Origin of the sequence: Bacillus kalamii, assembly GCF_047238185.1 — a bacterium.
Taxonomy (GTDB): Bacteria; Bacillota; Bacilli; order Bacillales; family DSM-1321; genus Bacillus_AD.
In genome coordinates this window covers 1,740,089-1,761,159 of the sequence record NZ_JBDFMI010000001.1, presented here as the reverse complement: position 1 = coordinate 1,761,159, position 21,071 = coordinate 1,740,089, and the positions used below count along the sequence as shown (strand labels likewise).

The following is a 21,071-nucleotide window of genomic DNA, read 5'->3' as shown; positions in this document are numbered from 1 at the left end:
AACAGTCTCTTAATATATGCCTTTTCACTGTTTTTAGGGTGACCCCTTTCTACCTTTATTGCTAAATCATCGCCTCCGTTATTGAAGAGTCAATCTGATTCATCTCGATTTACATGGTATATGAGTTGAACAACTCCAGAGGAGAAGCTTTTTGTATGAACCAATTTTAAATTCATCCTCTGGTTAATATCAGAGAATAATGGTATTCCTTCTCCCAAAATAACAGGATGAACAGATAATCTAAATTCATCGATCAACCCTAAATCGATAAAAGAGGTAATAAGACCTGATCCACCGTATAACCAAATATCCTTGCCGGGTTTATTCTTAATTTTATTTACTTCTTCAAAGATATGTTCGTTTATATATATGGCTTTGCCGATCCCTTTTTGCTTTCTGGAAAACACATATTTCTGTTTACTGTGAACTAATTCCCACATTTCCTTTTCAGAATCAGTAGCTTCCCTTTCTGGATGGTAGTGCCCCCAAAGATCGTAGCTTTTTCTTCCATAGAAAATAGCATCAATATGATTCAAGAAATGGTTAAACTCCATCTCAGAATCCATCATACACCAATCAATTTCCCCATTCTTCCCTTCAATCAATCCATCTAAAGTAACCGCTACATCTAAGATGATTTTTCTTGGACTTGCACTGTCGGACATTTTTTCCCTCCTCAAATTTCCTCAACCTTGAACGATTGTTAAATCGAAGGTTGTACCAATACTAATCGTTTAAAATATATAACTGCCTTTCTTGTTGGCCGAAAACCTCATTATACAGCATTGTTAGGCTTTATTATTATATATTTGATATTTATCAATACATGAATGATTGACAACGCTCGCACATCTGTATAAGAGCAATCTTCCAAACAATCGCCCAATTTTTCTTAAAATAATGCATGAAGCTAATTTTCTTCCAATAACTTGTTATACTTGCGATATAATGGAATTAAATACCACAACAAATAGTAAAAAGGAGTGAGTGCATGTATAAGCAGCCAGAATCCTCTTTATGGCAGGGGCGTATAGATTCGGAAGAGAACTTGCCAAGTGACCGCTATCATCAGAAGGTGCAAATGCTAGATCTTACCGGTCGGATAGACACTAAGGATACAAGAAGGCATTTTGCCATTATTGGTTTTGAATGTGATGAAGGAGTGCGGCGCAATAAAGGAACGATAGGTGCAGCGGAAGCTCCTCCATCCATCAAACAGGCATTGGCTAAATTGCCTTTTCCCTTTTTCGATTCAGTGAACATATTGGATGCCGGCTCTGTCCAATGCGAAAACCAACATATGGAAGAGGCGCAATCTGCATTGGCTGATGTCTATAAAACGCTCAGCTTGCATAACATAACACCGATCATTCTTGGCGGAGGGCATGAAACAGTATATGGGCATTATTTGGGTGTAAGAAAAGCCTATGGTGAAAATGCTTCTATTGGCATTTTGAATCTCGATGCTCATTTCGACATGCGTTCCTATAAAGAAACAACTTCGTCAGGGACAATGTTCAAACAGATACTGGATCAAGACAATCACACGGCATATATGCCAGTAGGCATACAAAAACACGGAAATACGATTGCTTTGTTCCAACGTGCAGAACAATACAAATGCGAGTATATCTTAGAAGAAGAGATTACCTCGCAAAGTTTGAGCGTAAGCCTTGAAAAAATCAGGTGCTTTTGTTCAGCTAATGACCATATTCTGTTAACCCTTTGCATGGATGTGATTAATGTTAAAGATGCCCCTGGCGTAAGTGCTCCTTCCCCATTCGGTCTGAATGCGAAGATAATCCGTTCATTCATACAAGAAGCTTTGAAGCAAGGGAATGTAGTCAGTTTTGACATTTGTGAGACCAATCCGAAACTTGATTGCGATAACCGCACTGTACATCTTGCCGCCCTTTATGTTGCGGAGTATATTGCCTGCTCTATTGAAAAAGCAAGAAATAGCGATTTTTTACTGAAAGGTAATAAAAATGCATTTTAAGGCTTAATAGATGCATTAAATCACGTTGTGTACAAAATAGTGAATAAAGGAGTGGGTTTCCCCACTCTATTTTTCACGGCATGGTTATGTCTTTTTCTCACGCCACTAATGTCTTTGAATACATATATGATCCTGCATAAACCTCAGATTACTATATCAAATACTCTTGATATATATTGTTCCATTTATTCAACGTGTTGCTAATTCCGTTTTTAGGGCGTTCACCCAATATTTATTAACGTTAATTTCGTTTTAGTGTTCTTAGATTGGCTAATGCTATTATCAATATGAGCTTATCCCCTCATTTTGTGCGTCATTTACGTCCAAATAGTCAGATTAGCCAATCACTCAGTCTACTAAAGCACCACACAGCAAGGAGAATACTTGTTATCCCCCAAACGGTTATTCCTGCTATCCACCAAACGATGAATTTGGTAGAAGAAGCATTCTTCCTCTCAATCCTTTTTTTTATTGCAACGTTAACAACAGATCCGATCAGGATAAAACCGGCCGTTACCCATAGTAATGCATCCATTGTTTGCCTCCTTTCTGTAAGAAAGCTAAGTTGCTATAATTGTAACATTTTGTAAATTAAAAACAACTCATAATGATCTATCCTGAACTGTCCATCCAATAAGAAAGTGAACACAATCCTTTAACAGTGCCAAACTAAATGTAGCGGTAAAAGTGTGTATGCGTCTTTATAGGCCAACTAAAATGTTATGATAAAAACACATTGAAATAGGCGTATTAACCAAATGGCGAAAGACTCAAAATGTCATGTTTAAACAACTTAAGTCGCCGCAGGGTCAAACAAACATTTCTTAACTTATGTACAGGTTTCGTCCTTGCCTTCTGCTATTTGACTGTATCCAGCATTCTGAGCGATGTTTCATATTCGAATATTTCTGTAAATAGATCCACCAGTTGTTTGTAATGCTCCTCTTGATCCGTATTGATGAATGAGATCTGTAGCCAATTCCGTTCCTGAAGATAAGAGCTGGCGTAGTGGATAATACAGCCCTGAAATTCAAGGGTTCGACCGAAATTGAATGAATGAACGCTACTTGGCATTTGAATAGCCAGAATGATGGGTGAAAGATGTTTTTCATCGCCAATGAATGTAATATTCAGATGCTTCAGTTGATTACGGACATATTCAGAATGCGATTGGATTCGAATAAAGGTATCTTTCTTCCTCTCTAGCAATGACACTTGTAAAGCTTTCAGCAGGTTGGAGGAATGGGAAAATGGCACGCTGCCATTGGAAAAATAGGAACCTAAATCAAGATATCTTGGAAGAGTAGCGGATGTGCCGATTTCATGGTTATGAAAGACAAAGGATAAACCTGTATATGCCTTTAAGGCTTTACCGCTAACAGCAGAGGCAAGATAGACTCCTTTCAGGTCGACAGGCACAGCCCCGAATGAACTGATACAATCCGCACAAAGGAAAAGGCCATTTTCAAGTGCGATCTTTTTAACATCTTCCAAGGGATTCAATAAACCAGTCGATGTCTCGCAATGAACCATCCAAATCCAGCTAATATCCTGTTGAAGGACCTTTTGCAGCTCTTCTATATGAAATGCCTCTCCCCACTTTTTTTCATATGTATAATACTCAAGGCTAAACCGTGCTGCATGATCCTTTAACCGGCTGCCAAATTCGCCATTCACCAAAATCAGCCCTTTACCTGGCAATTTGGATAATTGCCCCGCAATTGCATCATTTGCCAATGTGCCGCTTCCAAGCAAGACCTGCGCATAGCGGGCATTTGCTAATTCGCACAGTGAATTCCGTACTTCGTCCATTAGCACCCTACATTCTTCTGATCGATGGGAAACGGGCTGACTGGCAAGCTGTTTTCTTACCTCTGCAGAGACATTCATCGGCCCGGGTATGAATGAACAAAAGGAAGAAGTGAATTTCCTGGATATAATTTCCTCAAATCTTTGTTTAGTAAGATACATAGGCTGAAAGGATGCATCTTCATTTCCTGTTATATCAGCAAAAGGCAGAAAGCCCATCTGGGTGTATAGCTTTAATTCCCTAGTAGTTCCAGATATGACAGTTGCATCATATCCTTTTTTTAAGCCATATTGGGCCAATAAGCGTATTAATCCAAGAAACACACGGCCTTTTCGATATTCTTTGCGAATAGATAAGAGCCTAATTTCGCATAATCGATTCACTTTAACAGGCAATGCCTTTTCAACAGGACCTATTTTTCCATCTAAAGAAAAAGGGCGTTCGCCCCTAATAGCGATCATTCCAATCACTTCTTTATCCCGAATACAGATTAAGTATGTATTTTCGGAATGGAACCGATCTATTAAAAGCCCAATATCATTTTGGGAATGCTGTGGTATTTCATGGACGAACGTATCATAGTTCAATCGATGGATCTGTTTGAATTCTTCTTCATGATCCGCAATTTTAAATATATATTTAGGTTTTGTTTTCATTCATACGTTTCCTCTCTATAAAAATGGGAGAATGGGCATACATAATCAGGATGACTAAACAAAGGCAAATCATTGAAGCTACAATGGATCTGTCGGCTTGCCACACGTAAACGGGTATCATAAAAAAAGAAGCCAGACCCGAAGCAGAGAAATGTCTAGAAACAGCATACACTACTGTGAATCCGATAATAATGATAAGTGCTGAAAGCAAATGAATCGCCAGCATACCGCCGATAAAGGTTGATACTCCTTTTCCGCCTCTGAAGCCTGTGCTTACAGGATACATGTGCCCTACTATTCCCATGCCAAGTGCAATTAATTGAATGGACAAATCAAATTGAGAAGAATGGCCCAACCAGATAATAACGGCTCCCTTACTGGCATCCGCTAAAAAAGTAAGGACAAAAAAGGGCCAGCCAAATACTCTCCCTGCATTTCTCGCTCCCACATTCCCGGAACCTTCCTGGCGTATATCCCTTTTTCGGATGGTGGATATGAAAATATGGGCAGTCATTATATTGCCGATTAAATAGGATCCAATAACATATAAAAAGACCAAGTTGTTCCCTCTCCATCCATAACCCTTAATTTACCATAACAAGTATATTTTACTATATGTTATTATCAATCTACAAAATATATTGTATGTAAAACAGTTATATCTTCAATGGCACTCGGCTTGTATGATTGGACCATAAAAAATGAGTAACCTATATATTGAACATACACTCTGCCACTATCCCTGTTTGTTCCATGCAAAGCAATTAAACCAAAAGCGAAAAGCGCCTGCATATCCCCGACAAGCTTAAGGCGAGATCTGCTTAAAGGCTGGTTTTTACCTTTAACAGAGATTGACTTAAGACCTCGAGGGGATGGCGCATGTAGCTGGATGAACCAAAAGCGAAAAGCGCCTGCATATCCCCGACAAGCTTAAGGCGAGGTCTGCTTAAAGGCTGGTTTTGCCTTTAACAGAGATTGACTTAAGACCTCGAGGGGATGGCGCATGTAGCTGGATGAACCAAAAGCGAAAAGCGCCTGCATATCCCCGACAAGCTTAAGGCGAGATCTGCTTAAAGGCTGGTTTTTGCCTTTAACAGAGTTTGACTTAAGACCTCGAGGGGATGGCGCATGTAGCTGGATGAAACCAAAAGCTTTGCATTAGCCGATACATGCACCGCTACCTAAATACAAAAAAAGACATTGGAAACCAATGCCTTTTCTTACACGACTCTTATTCATTTCATATTAGAGATTGGCTAGGAATTCTCTAACTGCTTCAGGCGTTTTAGCATTTGCACTGTGCAGGTGGGCCAATTTATCGCCATTCTTGAATACAAGCAATGAAGGAATACCCATTACATTTTGTTCTTCGGAAATCTCCGGAAACTCATCGTGGTCAATTTTAAACCAATGCTTATCCGCATTTTCAGATACGATTTCATCGATCCACATATCAAGTCGTTTGCAATCAGGGCACCAGGTTGTCGTAAAGATGCCGACTGTTAATTGGTCACTTTTAATTTGTTCATAATATGCTTCTTTTGATTGAATTTTTTCCATAATCGTTCCTCATTTTCTTTTTTGTAAGAATATTTATATATTCCCAAGAGTAGTATGTATTTCTATTTCTTATTATACAACGCTACAGAAAATCAATCATGCATTTAGTCTTGTTAAAGATTTCCAAATGTTTTACTCATCAATTGGTTCTGCTTGCTGCACACTCAAAAAGCGCAAAACTTGTTCTTTAGTTAAACCCGTTTTCTTGGCCAATACAATAAGTGCGTACCAATCCGGGTCCAATAATGGTATAGGCTTGTCTTTCATACGGATACCCCCTTCTTCATGTTCTGGTACATATGTTAAAAGCATTAATAACAGCCTTATAGTAGTAATAACCTTCCATAACTACTATACCAATTCGTTCTCTCAAATAACTCTCAAAAAAAGCCTTCTTAAAAAGAAGACTCCATGTAACAACTATTCAATTCTATTTCTTTTTCGGTTTCTAATTGAAAGGGAATAGCCCATAAATAGCCTTTTAAATCCAATAAAGGTCCCTTATATATAGAATGTAGCTCTTTCCCTATTTGTGCATCCTTTTTCTCTCCAAATGCTTTCATTAACGTTTTCCAATGGAAATAGTCAATGTATACCTGTTTGGAAAGAATAAGACGATAGCCTTCATTTCCGCTTTCAAGAATCAATGAATCGCCTTCATTCTGGAAAAGATTCCGAAGTCGATAAATTGTATTATATAGATTAGCTAGAGCCCGTTTTTCATCCATTTCAGGCCAAATACTATCGATGATTGACCATTTAGAGCAATAGAAACCGTTATGTAAAACAAAATAATAAAATAATTCTTCTGTCACTTTGGTTGGCCACTTAACCATATGCTTATTGCGTAATAATACACTTGGATTTCCGAATATCTGAATGTGTACTTGTTTTCCTTCTATCGTTCGCTGATTATGCCTATAGTATTTTTCCAGGCGCTCGTTCACTTGTTGGACGGCTCTCGGGGTAAGCGGCTTCAATAAATAATCAATGGCATAGACTGAAAATGCATCTAATGCATATTGGGAAAAAGCTGTAGAAAAAATGACCGGTACAGTATTTCCTTCACGGTTCAATGATTTCATGAATTCAATGCCATTCATCCCAGGAAGTTCAATATCACAAATAATGGCGTCGCAATCCTTACCTGGCAACTCTTTCAAGGCAGCTTTAGGTGACGGATAGGCAGCTATCACTTGGAATTGCCCATGTATCTCGAATAAGTGTTTCATCAGATTAAGAGTAGGAATTTCATCCTCTACAATGATAATCTTCCACATGATGATCTCTCCTTTTCTTTATTTCGATAGCTACTTCCGTTCCAATTCCTTCTTCTGAATGAATATGCATCTGTACGTTTTCTAATTGCCTTACTCGCCTGTTCACATTCGTCAATCCTATCCCCTCCCGGACTGCCTCTTCGGAAAGCAAATGATTAATTTGTACTTTTGACATGCCGATTCCGTTATCCTTAACGATGACCATCGTTTCTCCAGCATGTTCTTGAACAGATAAAACGACATTCAGCTCCTCCTCTTTATTGGAAATACCATGTCTAATGGCATTCTCAACAAGCGGCTGAATCAATAAACTTGGTATATGGATTTTACCGGGATTAATGGTTGGAGATATGTTGACTGAAAAAGAAAATCGATCTCCATATCTCGCTTTTTCAATAGATACATAGGCCTTAATGACTTCAATTTCCTGTAATAGAGTAAGTGATGCCCGGTCTTTCTCAGCTTGTAGAACATACCGTAAATAAAAGCTTAATTCTGAAAGGAGATATGCTGCCCTTTCTCCATCACTATAGCAAAACGAAATGATGCTGCTAATGGCATTATACAAAAAATGGGGATTGATCTGAGCTTGCAGGAAAGCCATTTCATGTTCCACTGATGTTTGGATTGTTTCTTTTATTTGACGGATCGCCTGAAGGCGATTATTAATTGTTTCTTTTGTGTACGGTTTTGATAAGTAATCGTTAGCGCCCGCTTGATAAGCCATTTTAATATAGCGAGGGGAATCTACAACTGTTGTAAGGATAATGGGAAGCTCGAGCATGGAATAATTCTTCCTTATTTCCCTTGTCAGATCGAAACCCGACATGCCGGGCATAAATACATCTATTACCATATAATCCACATGGTGTTCCTCTAGATATTGCATTGCCTGCAAGCCGGAAAAAAGATGAATGGTGTCAAATTCTTCTTCCACTAGAGTCTGCAAAAGACTTCCGTCTGGCAACTGGTCATTTACAATGATCATTTTCCCCTTCACGGCATCAGTAGAATTATTGGTTTTCCGCTCCCTTTTCCATTCTTTTGCCTTCGTACTTTCTGTGTCGCCGTCTATTCTTTCTGCGATAGGCAAATACATCCCTATAGTTGTGCCTTTCCCTATTTGTGACTCATGCAGCCATATTTGGCCATCCATATGGTTCATGAACTTTTTACTGAGGTATAGGCCTAATCCTATACCTCCACCGGATCCCGAAGTAAATAAGTATTGGAAAATGGATTGTTGATCTTCTGAGGTAATACCGACCCCGCTATCGGAAATATACATATAAATCCGGCCATCTTTTTCCTCAGCAGCAATGGTTATTGTTCCTTCTACTGTATATTGAATGGCATTCATTAGTACATTAAACAATACTTGCCTTAGCTTTTCTTCATCTGCCCAGACAAAAAAACCGTCGACAATCAAGTTTCGGAAAGAAATATTTTTATATTCAAAATCATCTTTCAATAATTCAGAAACAATACTTACCGCTACACGAAGATCTACACTTGATTGTGTAATTTCGAGATCATTAAATTTTAGTTTAGTGAAATCCTGCAAATCATTGATATGATACATCAAACGCTCTGTCATCTTTTCCAAAAAGGATAGTTTTTCAAGTTGCTGAGAGGACAAATTCCGCTTATTTTGATGAATAAATGTCTCCAAAAGATTAGATATCCCATGAAGCGGGGATTGTAATTCATGTGAAGCCACTGCCAAAAATTCATCCTTCACCTCAGTTGATGCTTCCAATTGTTTTTCGAGCCTTATTGATTCCTCGCTTCTGTTACGTAGCCTGATTGCCATGAATACATTCATCATAATAGCAAAGCCTACTAATCCAACATGGCTGATGATGATTATGCCGGGAATACGGATAGCGTCCAGAACGCCTCCAAGAGCAAAAAGAAGCAAACAAATAAAGACTGTTACAAAAATCCATGCTTCATTTTTCATCATGGATGATTGTTGATGTTTTGCCATCCAGAGCAATCGGCCAATTAAAATTAAACAAATAATATATGTATACACCATTACTTCCTCTTGAAGGACCGATGTCATCCTAGCGGGCATTGCCAATATAGAGAGCACATACTGAAGGATTGGGGAAACAAGCACCAGAGCCTTTTTTTTGCTCAATAGTTTAGGTTCAAACGCCATGAGAAGATAAATAAGAATGATACCGCTGCTATAAGTTAAAAAGTCTTGCAACTTGAACAATGTCTCATAGTCTATGGATGGCACGATGGTTGTGATGACTCGTTCGAGCCGAGTAGAAATCATCATTGCAAGTGAGAAAAAGTAAACAGCGCTGTAAAGATACATGTTTTCTTGTGTCTGAACAATAAACAGAGAAAAATGATAAAGGGAAAAAATAAGCAATATAATGATTGATGACCATTCAAGCATGTAAGAATGGCTTGACGATTGGCTGATCGCCCTCTCACTGCCAAAATCAATGGAGCGAATGATGCCACCGTCAACATTGGAATAATTTCCGACAATAATAACTAAATCCAATACCTTTTGCTGAGACTCCCCAAATACTTCGTATGGAATGTTTTTTTGCTCATGGGTTATGGGAGAACCCATTTCTCCAGCTTTTTCTCCATTAATATATAAAGTGTGGGAAGACCAAATATTCCGTATTCTGAACCCGTAATCCTTTAGCTTTTCCGGAAGAAGGATTCGAAGATGATAGGTTCCGGTTGCCGAATGCTGGTTCCAAGGACCTGGGACTTTTTGATATTGGCCGGATTTCGGGAACGGTGTACTTTTACCCATAGGGAAAAGAGGACCCGGAATAAAATCCCATTTTCCATCCAGCGAAACAATCGTTTTATCATCCAAATCCACATTTCTTAAATCTATTTGCCCATTAACCACAGCCACACTGATTTTTTGATCTGACGAATGATAGGCAATCATAATTAACACAATAAAGAAAATAAAAACAGAACAACCTAATGCAAACGACTTTTTGGCCATATAATCCCTCACCCTAAAAAACTTCCTTTTTATAGGATAATTGTATTATATAGCAAGTGATAAAATGTACATAGAAAAACCGCCTATTTTTGTTAGGCGGTTTTTTGTCTATTTATCGTGTTCTTCTTCAGGTACTTCCAACATGTCTATGATAAAGATAAATACCGGAATTCCGATAATTAATCCCCATATACCGAAAAAGTGTTCAGAAAATAGGAGGATAGCTAATGTAAAGAAGGTTGGTAAATTTGTTTTTACACTCATAAATTTAGGGTTTAAAATATAGGCTTCCAACCCATGTATTAAAAGAACCATGACGACAACAGCGATTACAGTGGTAATGCCATTCACATTATAAGCAATCATGCTTAGCGGGATCAGCGAAACGATCACCCCTGCTACAGGAATCAATCCAAGGAAAAAAATCATAATCCCCAGGCCAATCAATTGCGGAAAACCGAGCATCCAGAGAACAATTGTTGAGATTACAGCATTTGTAGTGGCAATCAGGAATTGCACTTCAATTACTTTACCGAATGAATTGATGAATTTCTTTCCGAAATGCTCCAGATTGATAAAAAATCCAGAAAAATTCCCTCTTTTAAATCTTGAAGTGAAGCTGATGATTTTCTTCTTCTCCAACAATAAAAACAAGCTTAGAATAATTCCGATGAAGGCTTGCAGTGTAATAGCCCCAACACCTGAAACGTATACATAAATCTTGCCCAAATTGGTTTGAAGGTTCAATAGATTCCGTTGAACATTGATTGGAAGACTATTGATTGAATTAATGATAAAATGAATGACTTCACTATCTGGGGGATGCTGATAAAAGTGAATGATTTGCTTTACTAATTCTGTTATTTGAAAAGTAATAACCGGCAAATACTTATAAAGGACATAAACTAAAGCTGCCACAAAAGCTAAATATATGACCGAAAGAATCAGCTTTGGATTGATTCTCACAAAGCGGTCCGTATAGGTAGAAATAATAGTCTGCAATCTCCCCATAAGAAAAGCAAAAATAAAGGTGAATAACACTAAGTTAATTAAATTTCCGATACTGTAAAGAAATAGAATTAATACAATCAACGTAATAATTCTGGAAAAAGTCTTTGTACGGAAGAAAGCAATAAGCTCCGACATGTAAACTATCGTTCTCCTCTCTAAATGTATTGAGCCATACGGCTGAATATTCTTGATGAAATCGTTGCACAAACGAATGGATATCCCTTTTTCCGCTCTTTTACAGCTAATCAGGTCTATATGAATCAGTTCAATCAACGAACATGCTGTATGAAAATAAATGTCTTTATTCTCATTAAAACATTAAAATTTCAAAAAATAAATATCTATAATAAGAATTATAGGACTATTTTTTCTTCTTTATTCAATTCTCTTCTTTATTTACCCAAATATCAACTATTCCGTTTGAAAATGTCTTCCTTTTAAGAGTAAATTCATTCGAAAGCCTTCGTTCGCTCTTTTGTTGACTGACAATACATACATATGACGATAGGTTAGTTCAGATGAATCGTTTTCATTTTATTTTCAATTTTTTTACACCAAGGTTTTTTTCTCATGATCAAAAGGATGTTGCTTTCCTAAAATATGTATAGAATGAGATCTGTTTTTACAGTTTATTTCTTCTTGAAGCCTTTCTTCTATCATAATTATTCGTATCTTGATAAAAATTTATTGAATTTCAATAAAAATAGTGTAAGATAAAATAAAAATGTAAAATATAGGTGGTTTCAGGATGGGAAGAGTAAGCGTCATTACCTTACAAATAAGCATTATATTCATTGGATTGGTTGTCTTGTTGCTTCTGGCCTTTTGGTTGCCTGTTACTGCAAAAGAAGCAGCAATATTGAATCCTTCTTATTCATATTTGAAAATTCCTTTAATGACAGGGTTGTATACAACTTCTATCCCTTTTTATTTTTCGCTATATCAAGCTTGGAAATTATTGTTTTTCATTGAGAGAGAATGCCTATTTTCCAAGCAAGCTGTGGGGGCGTTAGCCTTTATAAAAAAAGTGCCCTTATAATTGTATCCCTTTACGCGCTTGGCATAAACCTATTATTGTCGCAAAACGCCCTGCATCCTGGCATTGCGCTTTTCGCTGGGGTTATTCTATTTGCCTCTCTGGTTATCGCTTTGATCGCTGATCTTCTGCAGGAGATGATTAAAAAGGTTTTGTCTTTTAAAGCGGAAAACGATTTAACCATATGAGAATATAAGATGTGCCATTTTGCACACAATTATGAATGTGGAGTGAGATCATATGACCAGCCTTCTGTTAATAGGCACCCTAGGATGGTTACTTATCCTATCATTTAAAAAGATACTGATCCAATGTTTCATAAAAGATATGAAACTTGTCCAATCCTTAAAAAAAGTACCTTGGCTTCATACATATTGGAAGGCAGGTCTGCTTTTGTTTCTAATAAACGCCGTGATTTTTTTTGCCGTTATTCTATTGTTCTATTTACTTCTTCTCTACCCCATCCCTTTTGCTCATATAATGCTTATTATTTGTGCAAGCATTGGTAGCCTTTTTGTTTGGGCTCTTTTTTGCGAGGCCGGCATGTATCCAAAAAGAAACCGTTTAATTGTAGGTGCGGTCGGAAGCAGTTTCTATGTGGGGGTAGCTCTATATTTTGGTTATCGTTATTTGACACTAGAGCCTGCCTATCCAGGAGAAGACACTTTCATGAGAGCTTTAGGCTTGCTTTTTGTAACCTTTTCTGCAATTATTGCCTTTTTAAGTTGTTTTTTTATAGCTGGATTTGGCAAAGAAACGGATACATAACTAAAGGGAAAAAGACGTTCACGTTTCTTACCTCCTTTATTTGTTGATTGCAAGGTCAGTTATTAAAGACTACATTAGCTATGGCAACTGTAAGAAAATGATATCTGTGCACAAGTCATGTATTAGATGCACTTCCCCCTGCAAATGTGACTCTTTCATTATTTAATCATTCAGCCCAGTTTGCTTTATGCATGTATCGAGATTTCTTATCTTCGAGTACCTTTACCAAAATCATTACCTAACATACTGTATATGACGTATTCGATATATCATTTATTTAATCGCTATCCATAATTCAATTTCACCTGTCGGGTAATATTTCTCATAATCAATCGTGTATGCTCGCTGAATTGCTCCTTCTTCCTCCATGCCCCATATTTGTTTCCACGCTTTGTATATACCCTCCTTATCCGAAGAATCAACTGAAAACGCCTGGTATGTATCCGTTGTCGGCAGATCAATGCATTCTTCACCGCTATACTCCTCAAGCGCTATGCTTAATGTATAATCCCCTTGATAATTGCTTTCGTATTGATGGTACACTGCATATGAAACCGTTTGAATCGACTGGAGGATGTCTCCTGCTTCAGCCCATAACCCCGTGATTTTTCGCATCATGTTTTCGTCTGTAAAATTATTTGTCCTGATTTGTCCAATCGAATATACTCTCAACATTTTAACCCCCTCATCTTTCCAATAGCCCCTTTTTTTGAATATACCATATTACTCATAATGAAAGTGTATGATTATGTAAAGAAATTCAAATCACCTTCTTTTACATTTTCCAACGTATATAAGTTTTTTTTGAACCAAAAAGAACATAGAAAAAAGCATTTGTATACATCACATACAAATGCTTTTTTTAATCACATGCCGATATCTACCTTTGTTTTGTACAATCTGCTCTGAGTGTAAGACAAGCAGGGCATAATTGCAACTCCCAAAAGATTCAGAGCTTAATGGACAAAATCTACTTCCAATGCCAATGATCAATGTAATTAGCTACCTACTGTTATACTGCCTCTTTATTTGAAATATCAGAATTCACAACAGTTAGAGGCCTTGTTTTACTTGCAATGAAAAATAATCCAAATTGCACAATGGCAAGGATGATAAGTGTATTTAACAATAATCCATACGAATGGTTAATATTATAAATGAGGCTTGACACTATAGGGGTTATCGCACTGCCTAATGAAATAAAGATTGCCACAATGCCATATTTTGCTCCATATTCCCTCTCTCCAAACAGTGCACCTGTCATAAAAGCTGGTGTTACTGTAATTGCGGTTGAACCTATTCCAGAAAAAATGGTATAGAGAATGGCCAGTGAAACGATATTTGCTTTCATTAAAAACAGAAAACTGATCAAGCTTCCTGCGGATATGATAAATACCGTTGGAATAGAACCCATTTTATCAAATAAACGCCCTACTAAGACTTTTGAAAAGATAACCATGGCAGAACCCAGTGATAAAAGCAATGCTGCTGTTTTTGCCGATGTTCCTATTTCAGTTAAATATGGCACTAGATTAAGAAGCATTGCGTTAACAACAATACCGCCAATTAGAATGCCCAAACCAAGTGTCCAAAATGATATCGATTTTAAGGTTTGACGGAATGTCGGCCCACTCAATCCTTCGGCATGATCTAATGAGATTGCTTCTCCAAGCGGCGTTAATCCTTTGTCTGCTGGACTGAATTTTACTACGAAAATACTTAACGGAATCAACATAACGGCAATTATTATGCCTAATACTAGATACGCTGTTCTCCAACTATATGCGGTAATGAGCCAATTTACCAAAGGACTAAGGATGACACCGCCAAATCCACTTCCAGCTAATGCAATACCTAAACATAGGCCCCGTTTTTCATTAAACCAGTTGGTAATCAGTACAGAAACGGGAATTCCTGCTCCTCCTGTCATACCAATACCCATTAAAACAGAAAAAAGGTAAAAGTGAATCAGTTTGGTTGATATTGAAAAACCGATAAAAGATAGAGCGGCAATCATAATAAAAATCGTTAAATAGCTTCTGATGTCCATCTTTTTGATTAGTTGTCCAGCTAATGGATTCACAACTATGCCGGATAGAGCCATTATAGTGAAATAAAGCATAAATTGAGAAGAACTAAAGCCGAGTTCTTTCGTTACCGGTAGGGTAAATAGTGAAACTAGGTTTGCTATTGGAGCAAATATAAAGGTCATAATCAGAAATCCGACTAATACAATCCACCAACCATAAAAAATCGTTCCGTTTTTTTTCATAAATCCCATCCTTTTTGGCATTCTTTTATAAGAGTAAACCTATTTTTGAACCAACCTATCCATCTAAATGGAAAACTCCCCTCTTTATGGATTTTTGAGCTTCAACCAAATAATTGTAATTTTTCCCTTTTTAGGTTGAATGTATAAACAATGTAAAAACATGCAAATTTTATACCGTTATAATAACTAGCTGTCATTATTTTTTAGATATCTTCAACAGAAATAGGCTAAGAACCAACTTTTTCCTACCATTTTATTTTTTTGATGTGTCACCTAATGACAATTCCCTTATATATAGATGAGTTTAAGATAGTAAAGTTTTTCCCTATTTTGTAAAAGATGTTTTACCAAAACGAATGGTCTATCAGATATAGCTGTTAATTTACAAAAATAGCTAGAACTCCACTAGAACAAAATTGGATGTTAAGGATTAATACTATATACACTGTTATTGTTACTCTGATTAGAGTATCGTAATAGTATAGAGTTTTACATATTATTTCTGACCTCATTAAAGCTGAAGTAGACAGTGAAGTATTCACGGATGATGAAATTGTTCAGGCTACAATGCTCTTATTAGGGGCAGGCGTTGAAACAACAAGCCACGCCATTGCCAATACGTTCTATTCATTTCTTTATGATGATGATACACTCTACAGGGAATTAAGAAACAATATAGATTTAGTGCCTATAGCGGTTGAAGAAATGCTGCGATACAGATTTCATATGTCAAGAAGAGACCGTACCGTCAAACAGGATAATCATCTATTAGGGGTAGAATTGAAAAAAGGAGATGTGGTTATAGCGTGGATGAACGGATGCAATATGGATTAAAATATGTTTGAAAATCTATTTTCTATTGACATCCATCGTTCGAACAACAGAAAACACCTTACTTTCTTGCTTCCTTTTGACGTTTGAAATGAATGGTAAGATAATCATCCAATTCATTTAGCAAATCTACTAAACCGTATTTAGAAGCTTGTGAGCGGTACTGTTCTAAAAAATGTCTTGCACCCAGTGTGTTACCTTATTTATTAGAAATTCTCTATTTATATCTTCGTACGATATATCCAACAATTCATCAACTCTTGGAACGGAAAATGTTTTATACTTAAAAGCTGTTTTCCCGTTAATTTTCAAATCGATTTCTATCATTTTTCATTCGCTCCTTCAAATGATTATTTTCTGTGGATTCCGGGTGCATTTTTACCGCGTTCAAATTCTTGAATTATTTTTACCTGATATTGAATTCTTCTTTTCTTTACACTTTTATCTTGTATATCCAAATGCGAGAGCATCTTTGCGTGTTCGCTACAAAAATCAAAACCACATTGTCTTAGGGAATAATCTTTACACAGCGGTACATCACAAGTTCTAGTAACATTTAACAACTTCCCTTCGTTCTATGCTCTATGTTCATTAGCATACAATTATTTCATATGTAGGTGGGAAAAACTTTTTCAAAAAAATCAGCTTAATGGTTTATATAGTTATCTTATAAAGTTATCTTATAGTTCCTTTTTGTTATGAAAAATAAGCACGAAAGCTGTCACAGTTATCCGTGCTTATTATTAATGCCTATTTAATAACTACAACCTGAATGTGATCAGCAAGTATAGCCCGCTTCTTGGAGACTATAAAGCTTAATTTCACCTTTTTTCCTTACTTTCAGAACTTTGGATTAAAACCTATATGTCAAAAAGTAAGGAGAAGTTTTATGAAAACAATATATTTAATCGACGGGTCCTCAATGCTTGCTACTAATTTTTTTGCAACGCCTCCTAATGCTTATAAGTTTGCAAAAACAGACGAGGATAAGGCAGAAGCAATTAAAAAAGCGTTACATACTTCCGACGGCCGATATACAAATGGCGTCCTTGGTATGGTTAAAGCTATTCTTAAACTTCATAACGAGAACGAAATTAATCACCTGGCTGTGTGTTGGGATGATCCTAGAGAAGACAGACGAGCCCTTTACTCTGGCTATAAATCAAGCAGAAAAAAGAAGCCACAAGAATTAGAGGAACAGTTTTCTCTAATGAAAAAGGTTTTGGCTGATATGGGAGTTCCTCAATTTACAGCTGATCGATTTGAAGCGGATGATTTGATAGGCACATTTTCATCTGTACTTTCAAAGCTTCATAAAGTTGTTATTATTACCAAAGATAGGGATGCTCTTCAATTAATCAATAATAACTCAACGGTATGGTTAGGTGTTAAACCCAAACAAAATACTGAAATGTTGAATGCTCTTATGGATATTGATGATCGATTAAAGTATGCACCCTTTGGATACTTCCCTTTTACTCCAGAAGCATTTCAGATTCTTTATCAGTTAAAGAATCCTAAACAGCTAATCGACCTTAAAGGACTATCTGGAGATACTTCGGATGATATCCCAGGAGTGACTGGCATTGGCGAAAAAACGGCTATTCCTCTTCTTCAAAATTTCAATACTATAGAAGAATTTTATGAAGCGGTAGAACCTCTATCAATCAAAGAAGCGAAAGAGTTGCTTAAATCTAAAAGTGTAAAAAGAATCAATCCCGAAAAAATGCTAGAACATAAGGATATTGCCTTGTTAAGTAAAACTCTTGCTTCAATCGAAACTGATATACCTGTTTACAATAAAAAAACGATTGATGATTTTGTTTTTACTCTTAATAAAGAAAAAATGTATGGTGTTTTTGAAGACTTGGAGTTTAGGTCGCTTCTATAAAAAAGATGACTAAATTGAAAGGTCATTACATTTAATTTCAAAAAGCTGCGTTCAATACGTGGCTTTTTTTGTATCAATTAACTGTAAAAATGTTCTTAGAATCTTTTCAATGAATGATATTAAACAAACAAGTGTGATTTTAGGCGTTGTAGAGGTATAGGAAGTGTATTGAGGAAGCCTGTTATGTTCTGAAAAATATTCTTTTCCCGTTTTAAAGTTGAATGTCTAATTACCATTTCATTGTTCTTGTGCCGTTATAAATAGGCAGTTCTTTTCTTTGGAAAGATTTCTTAGAAGACCAGACTTTACTTTGAATATTCAAACCCTTGCTGTTGTAATAAAACTTTTCTTGATAATATTGACCGACAACCTTTGTAGGGAAACCTTTAACTACACCTAACCCAGTAAAAGTGTAGTACGAAGACCAACCAGCCTTAACAATTCCGTTTACAACAGCGGATATTCGACCTCCAGGGAATAACTTCGCTGTGAATCCTACCCCTGCTATTACAATGTATTCAGCAAATGCCAATTTTTTTTGTGATTTCTAATTCTTTAGTTGTTACTGTAGAAGGATAATTAAATACAGATTTAATGTGTTTTGAGGAAGAATATCTTCCGGCTGATAAGTTCACTTTAATTAGTTGAGTACCAATTAAACTTATCTTAGGCTTCGGAATAGTTACCGTATAGGTTCCTTTTGTACTTTTTACAGCTTTATAAGCGTTATAACTGTTATTTAACCTGTAGGTCGTAGGCCAAGAATACCCAATTGAAATATTTACTGCTGTTTGAGAACTTCCGGGTTTGAAATTCTTCTTGATTTTATATTTAGCCGTGATTGAAAGGTCCTTATTTTTCGTTACTGATATAACCGAGATGTATTGATCAATAACTGGATTACTTTCTGCGTATGTTTTGCTATTATAAGGAATAAATGTAAATAGCAACGAAAAGATAAGGGTGACAATAAATCCTACTTTTGTTATCTTCAACTTAACACCTCCTTTTTTTGTAAAATTATAGTAACTGACTGAGATGTTATCAAATCATAACTTACAAAAATATACAAAATGGTATTTTTTACTAAAAATAAAAAATAGAATAGGAGTTTTGTAATGAATATTATGAAAATGATCGGTTACATTGGAGTAGTTGTTGGTATATTAATGATTCTTACTGGTTTCTCATATTTATTTGGCTATACCACAAATCATTTTTTTAAATATGCGCTATACATAGGGCTTTTAGTAACTGTTTTATTCTCTACCTTCATAGGAGGTAAAAGTAAAAATGAAATGTAAGAAAATATTCCGTTTATAATATTTTCAAAATTTCGTTCATTCTACTGATTTGTGGCTATACTGTTATAAATTTCTAGAATGATACGGAGGTTTTTCGAATATGAGCGCAATTGAATCAAAAAATATGAAATATTGGAAGGACGAATGGTTGACTGAGTTTCTAAAAAAACAGGAGCAGATTTTTAAATGAACGACCAGGAAATTCTTATCTAGATACAATGAGCACAACTACCTTCATTTCGAAGGAACCAAAGAAGAAAGAGAGTGGTTTCAATGTGCTAAAATCATTGTTCAGAGAACGCAAGCAAAAAAACAAGAGCTGCATAATGAAGATCAGTTAAGCTTTGGTTTCTGACTTTATTTCAATTGTTAAATATAAAAATGAAAAGCCGATTAAGCTTTTTATTTTTTACTTTTAGCACTCTTTTTTATTTATGACATTCCTTTTTCCTTATTGAACATTTTTTCTATTCAGTGGAATTCTTCCGCTTTATGGCACTGACTATCCTTTTTGAGATAATTTGAAAACACCTTTCTAAGCAGTCAATTGACGGTACTGTACCGGAGATTGACTGTTTAGTTTTGTTTGAATACGACTATTGTTATAATAAGTAATGTATTTTCCGACGATTTGAATCACATGCGCATTGGTTGTGCGATAGATTCCGTCGAGATAGAACGTTTCTGACTTTAGCGAGGAGTGAAAGAATTATCAGCGGGCGTGCCTTTGCGGGACATGCTCATGGTCATTCCTTTTTCTTTTACGGCATCCTGATAAGCATACGATGTATAGACAGACCCTTGATTGCTATGAAGGATACAGTCTTCAGGCAAGTCAGACAGCTGATTTAGTGTATCTAATACGAATTCCGTATCTTGCTTAAAGCCGATTGTTTTCGCTATGATTTCGCCATTTAACAGATCTTGGATAGTTGAAAGATACATCATCGATTGGCCGAATGGCAAGTAAGTAATATCTGTGACTAATTTTTCTAAGGGCCTAACTCCCTTAAAACGACGGTTTATCAGATTGGATGCCACTTGGGCCGGTTGACCGGTACGCTTTCGTTTCTTCGTTTTCACACGGCATTGCCACCCGTATTTCTGCATAGTCCTTTGAATCGTTTTCTCACTTACAGAGGGTAAAAGGGCAGAGATTTTTCGATATCCATACCTAAATTTATGTTGTTTACACAGATTTCCGATTTGTTGGTCACGAATCTCTTTACCGGTTTTCTTGTCACCTTGGGCTCTCCAGCGATAATAGGTAGCACGAGAAACTCCTAAATGACCACAGATTTCTCCAACTGTCATGATGCCTTTTAACTCATCCACCAACCCTACGACTACTCTCGGAACCACTTCCTATCCAGTTCCTTGTACTTTTTAAGACTTCAATTTGTTGTTTTAAATATCGGTTCTCTGCTTGTAGCTTCTCCATTTCACTTCCATACTCCGGTCCTTTTCCAAATGTATATTTTTTCCTGCAGGCTGTTCAAAACGATACAGTTCTCCTTTTCGATACCAACTCATCCATGTTTTTAATTGTGTATAGTTTCGAATATTTAATTCTTCCATTACTTCTTTGCCTTCATTTTTACTTCCGCTGGATAACTGACTCTTGTACCCATAGAAAAAACACCTCCACATTGATTCAT

16 protein-coding genes and 3 pseudogenes are annotated in these 21,071 nt (G+C 36.4%); 6 read left to right on the top strand and 13 right to left on the bottom strand.

What is annotated here, in order from left to right:
- Positions 1–89 precede the first annotated feature (89 nt).
- Entirely contained in the window at positions 90–665 is a 576-nt protein-coding gene (locus ABC357_RS08860) for a dihydrofolate reductase family protein (RefSeq protein WP_412887150.1), read from the bottom strand.
- 326 nt (positions 666–991) lie between these two features.
- Between ABC357_RS08860 and hutG the strand changes: the two genes are divergently transcribed.
- Positions 992–1,999 carry a formimidoylglutamase gene (gene hutG, locus ABC357_RS08855; protein WP_412887149.1) on the top strand — a complete coding sequence of 336 codons (1,008 nt, stop codon included), beginning with the start codon at positions 992–994 and terminating at the stop codon, positions 1,997–1,999.
- A 331-nt stretch (positions 2,000–2,330) separates the two neighbouring features.
- Here hutG and ABC357_RS08850 read toward each other — a convergent pair whose 3' ends face one another.
- The 8 genes from ABC357_RS08850 to ABC357_RS08815 all read right to left on the bottom strand — a co-directional run bounded on the left by ABC357_RS08850 (position 2,331) and on the right by ABC357_RS08815 (position 11,446).
- On the bottom strand, positions 2,331–2,534 hold the full coding sequence (locus tag ABC357_RS08850; RefSeq protein WP_412887148.1) for a hypothetical protein: 204 nt from the start codon (positions 2,532–2,534) through the stop codon (positions 2,331–2,333).
- A 323-nt stretch (positions 2,535–2,857) separates the two neighbouring features.
- On the bottom strand, positions 2,858–4,465 hold the full coding sequence (locus tag ABC357_RS08845) for an aminotransferase class V-fold PLP-dependent enzyme (RefSeq protein ID WP_412887147.1): 1,608 nt from the start codon (positions 4,463–4,465) through the stop codon (positions 2,858–2,860).
- Positions 4,449–5,024 carry a glycerol-3-phosphate acyltransferase gene (locus ABC357_RS08840; RefSeq protein ID WP_412887146.1) on the bottom strand — a complete coding sequence of 192 codons (576 nt, stop codon included), beginning with the start codon at positions 5,022–5,024 and terminating at the stop codon, positions 4,449–4,451. Before ABC357_RS08840 ends, ABC357_RS08845 begins: the two co-directional genes overlap by 17 nt.
- 686 nt (positions 5,025–5,710) lie before the next feature.
- Complete coding sequence (locus tag ABC357_RS08835; RefSeq protein ID WP_412887145.1) at positions 5,711–6,025, bottom strand: thioredoxin family protein; 315 nt, start codon at positions 6,023–6,025, stop codon at positions 5,711–5,713.
- Between the two features lie 132 nt (positions 6,026–6,157).
- Positions 6,158–6,292 (bottom strand): anti-repressor SinI family protein, encoded by a 135-nt coding sequence (locus ABC357_RS08830; RefSeq protein ID WP_412887144.1) that lies wholly within the window; start codon positions 6,290–6,292, stop codon positions 6,158–6,160.
- 128 nt (positions 6,293–6,420) lie between these two features.
- Positions 6,421–7,305, bottom strand: coding sequence for a response regulator (locus tag ABC357_RS08825; RefSeq protein WP_412887143.1), 885 nt, complete (start codon positions 7,303–7,305; stop codon positions 6,421–6,423).
- Entirely contained in the window at positions 7,277–10,300 is a 3,024-nt protein-coding gene (locus ABC357_RS08820) for a hybrid sensor histidine kinase/response regulator (protein WP_412887142.1), read from the bottom strand. The genes ABC357_RS08825 and ABC357_RS08820 overlap by 29 nt, the downstream gene beginning before the upstream one ends.
- A 108-nt stretch (positions 10,301–10,408) precedes the next feature.
- Complete coding sequence (locus ABC357_RS08815) at positions 10,409–11,446, bottom strand: AI-2E family transporter (RefSeq protein WP_412887141.1); 1,038 nt, start codon at positions 11,444–11,446, stop codon at positions 10,409–10,411.
- Positions 11,447–12,059: 613 nt separating this feature from the next.
- On the opposite strand from ABC357_RS08815, the pseudogene ABC357_RS08810 reads away from it, so the two are divergent.
- A pseudogene (locus ABC357_RS08810) lies at positions 12,060–12,535 on the top strand (DUF2975 domain-containing protein).
- Positions 12,536–12,674: 139 nt separating this feature from the next.
- Positions 12,675–13,115 carry a hypothetical protein gene (locus tag ABC357_RS08805; protein WP_412887140.1) on the top strand — a complete coding sequence of 147 codons (441 nt, stop codon included), beginning with the start codon at positions 12,675–12,677 and terminating at the stop codon, positions 13,113–13,115.
- Between the two features lie 273 nt (positions 13,116–13,388).
- On the opposite strand, the gene ABC357_RS08800 is transcribed toward ABC357_RS08805, so the two are convergent.
- A complete protein-coding gene (locus ABC357_RS08800) occupies positions 13,389–13,790 on the bottom strand; it encodes a GyrI-like domain-containing protein (RefSeq protein ID WP_412887139.1) in 402 nt (133 codons plus the stop codon).
- A 337-nt stretch (positions 13,791–14,127) separates the two neighbouring features.
- Entirely contained in the window at positions 14,128–15,387 is a 1,260-nt protein-coding gene (locus ABC357_RS08795) for an MFS transporter (RefSeq protein ID WP_412887138.1), read from the bottom strand.
- A gap of 495 nt (positions 15,388–15,882) precedes the next feature.
- On the opposite strand from ABC357_RS08795, the pseudogene ABC357_RS08790 reads away from it, so the two are divergent.
- A pseudogene (locus tag ABC357_RS08790) lies at positions 15,883–16,287 on the top strand (cytochrome P450); the annotation flags it as partial.
- An 820-nt stretch (positions 16,288–17,107) separates the two neighbouring features.
- Positions 17,108–18,109: a 5'-3' exonuclease gene (locus ABC357_RS08785; RefSeq protein ID WP_412887137.1), complete on the top strand. Its 1,002-nt coding sequence runs from the start codon at positions 17,108–17,110 to the stop codon at positions 18,107–18,109.
- Positions 18,110–18,627: 518 nt separating this feature from the next.
- On the opposite strand, the gene ABC357_RS08780 is transcribed toward ABC357_RS08785, so the two are convergent.
- Positions 18,628–19,104 carry a hypothetical protein gene (locus tag ABC357_RS08780; RefSeq protein WP_412887136.1) on the bottom strand — a complete coding sequence of 159 codons (477 nt, stop codon included), beginning with the start codon at positions 19,102–19,104 and terminating at the stop codon, positions 18,628–18,630.
- Between the two features lie 123 nt (positions 19,105–19,227).
- On the opposite strand from ABC357_RS08780, the gene ABC357_RS08775 reads away from it, so the two are divergent.
- Positions 19,228–19,413, top strand: coding sequence for a hypothetical protein (locus ABC357_RS08775; protein WP_412887135.1), 186 nt, complete (start codon positions 19,228–19,230; stop codon positions 19,411–19,413).
- 535 nt (positions 19,414–19,948) lie between these two features.
- Here ABC357_RS08775 and ABC357_RS08770 read toward each other — a convergent pair.
- Positions 19,949–21,044 (bottom strand): annotated as a pseudogene (locus ABC357_RS08770) (IS3 family transposase).
- Between the last annotated feature and the right edge of the window lie 27 nt (positions 21,045–21,071).

Excerpts from the sequence above, each read along its gene's own strand:
- ABC357_RS08825 (WP_412887143.1), bottom strand. The coding sequence starts at position 7,305 with ATGTGGAAGATTATCATTGTAGAGGATGAAATTCCTACTCTTAATCTG.
- ABC357_RS08800 (WP_412887139.1), bottom strand. The coding sequence starts at position 13,790 with ATGTTGAGAGTATATTCGATTGGACAAATCAGGACAAATAATTTTACA.
- hutG (WP_412887149.1), top strand. The coding sequence starts at position 992 with ATGTATAAGCAGCCAGAATCCTCTTTATGGCAGGGGCGTATAGATTCG.
- ABC357_RS08785 (WP_412887137.1), top strand. The coding sequence starts at position 17,108 with ATGAAAACAATATATTTAATCGACGGGTCCTCAATGCTTGCTACTAAT.
- ABC357_RS08835 (WP_412887145.1), bottom strand. The coding sequence starts at position 6,025 with ATGGAAAAAATTCAATCAAAAGAAGCATATTATGAACAAATTAAAAGT.
- ABC357_RS08860 (WP_412887150.1), bottom strand. The coding sequence starts at position 665 with ATGTCCGACAGTGCAAGTCCAAGAAAAATCATCTTAGATGTAGCGGTT.
- ABC357_RS08805 (WP_412887140.1), top strand. The coding sequence starts at position 12,675 with ATGAAACTTGTCCAATCCTTAAAAAAAGTACCTTGGCTTCATACATAT.
- ABC357_RS08830 (WP_412887144.1), bottom strand. The coding sequence starts at position 6,292 with ATGAAAGACAAGCCTATACCATTATTGGACCCGGATTGGTACGCACTT.
- ABC357_RS08820 (WP_412887142.1), bottom strand. The coding sequence starts at position 10,300 with ATGGCCAAAAAGTCGTTTGCATTAGGTTGTTCTGTTTTTATTTTCTTT.
- ABC357_RS08850 (WP_412887148.1), bottom strand. The coding sequence starts at position 2,534 with ATGGATGCATTACTATGGGTAACGGCCGGTTTTATCCTGATCGGATCT.
- ABC357_RS08775 (WP_412887135.1), top strand. The coding sequence starts at position 19,228 with ATGAATATTATGAAAATGATCGGTTACATTGGAGTAGTTGTTGGTATA.
- ABC357_RS08795 (WP_412887138.1), bottom strand. The coding sequence starts at position 15,387 with ATGAAAAAAAACGGAACGATTTTTTATGGTTGGTGGATTGTATTAGTC.
- ABC357_RS08845 (WP_412887147.1), bottom strand. The coding sequence starts at position 4,465 with ATGAAAACAAAACCTAAATATATATTTAAAATTGCGGATCATGAAGAA.
- ABC357_RS08815 (WP_412887141.1), bottom strand. The coding sequence starts at position 11,446 with ATGTCGGAGCTTATTGCTTTCTTCCGTACAAAGACTTTTTCCAGAATT.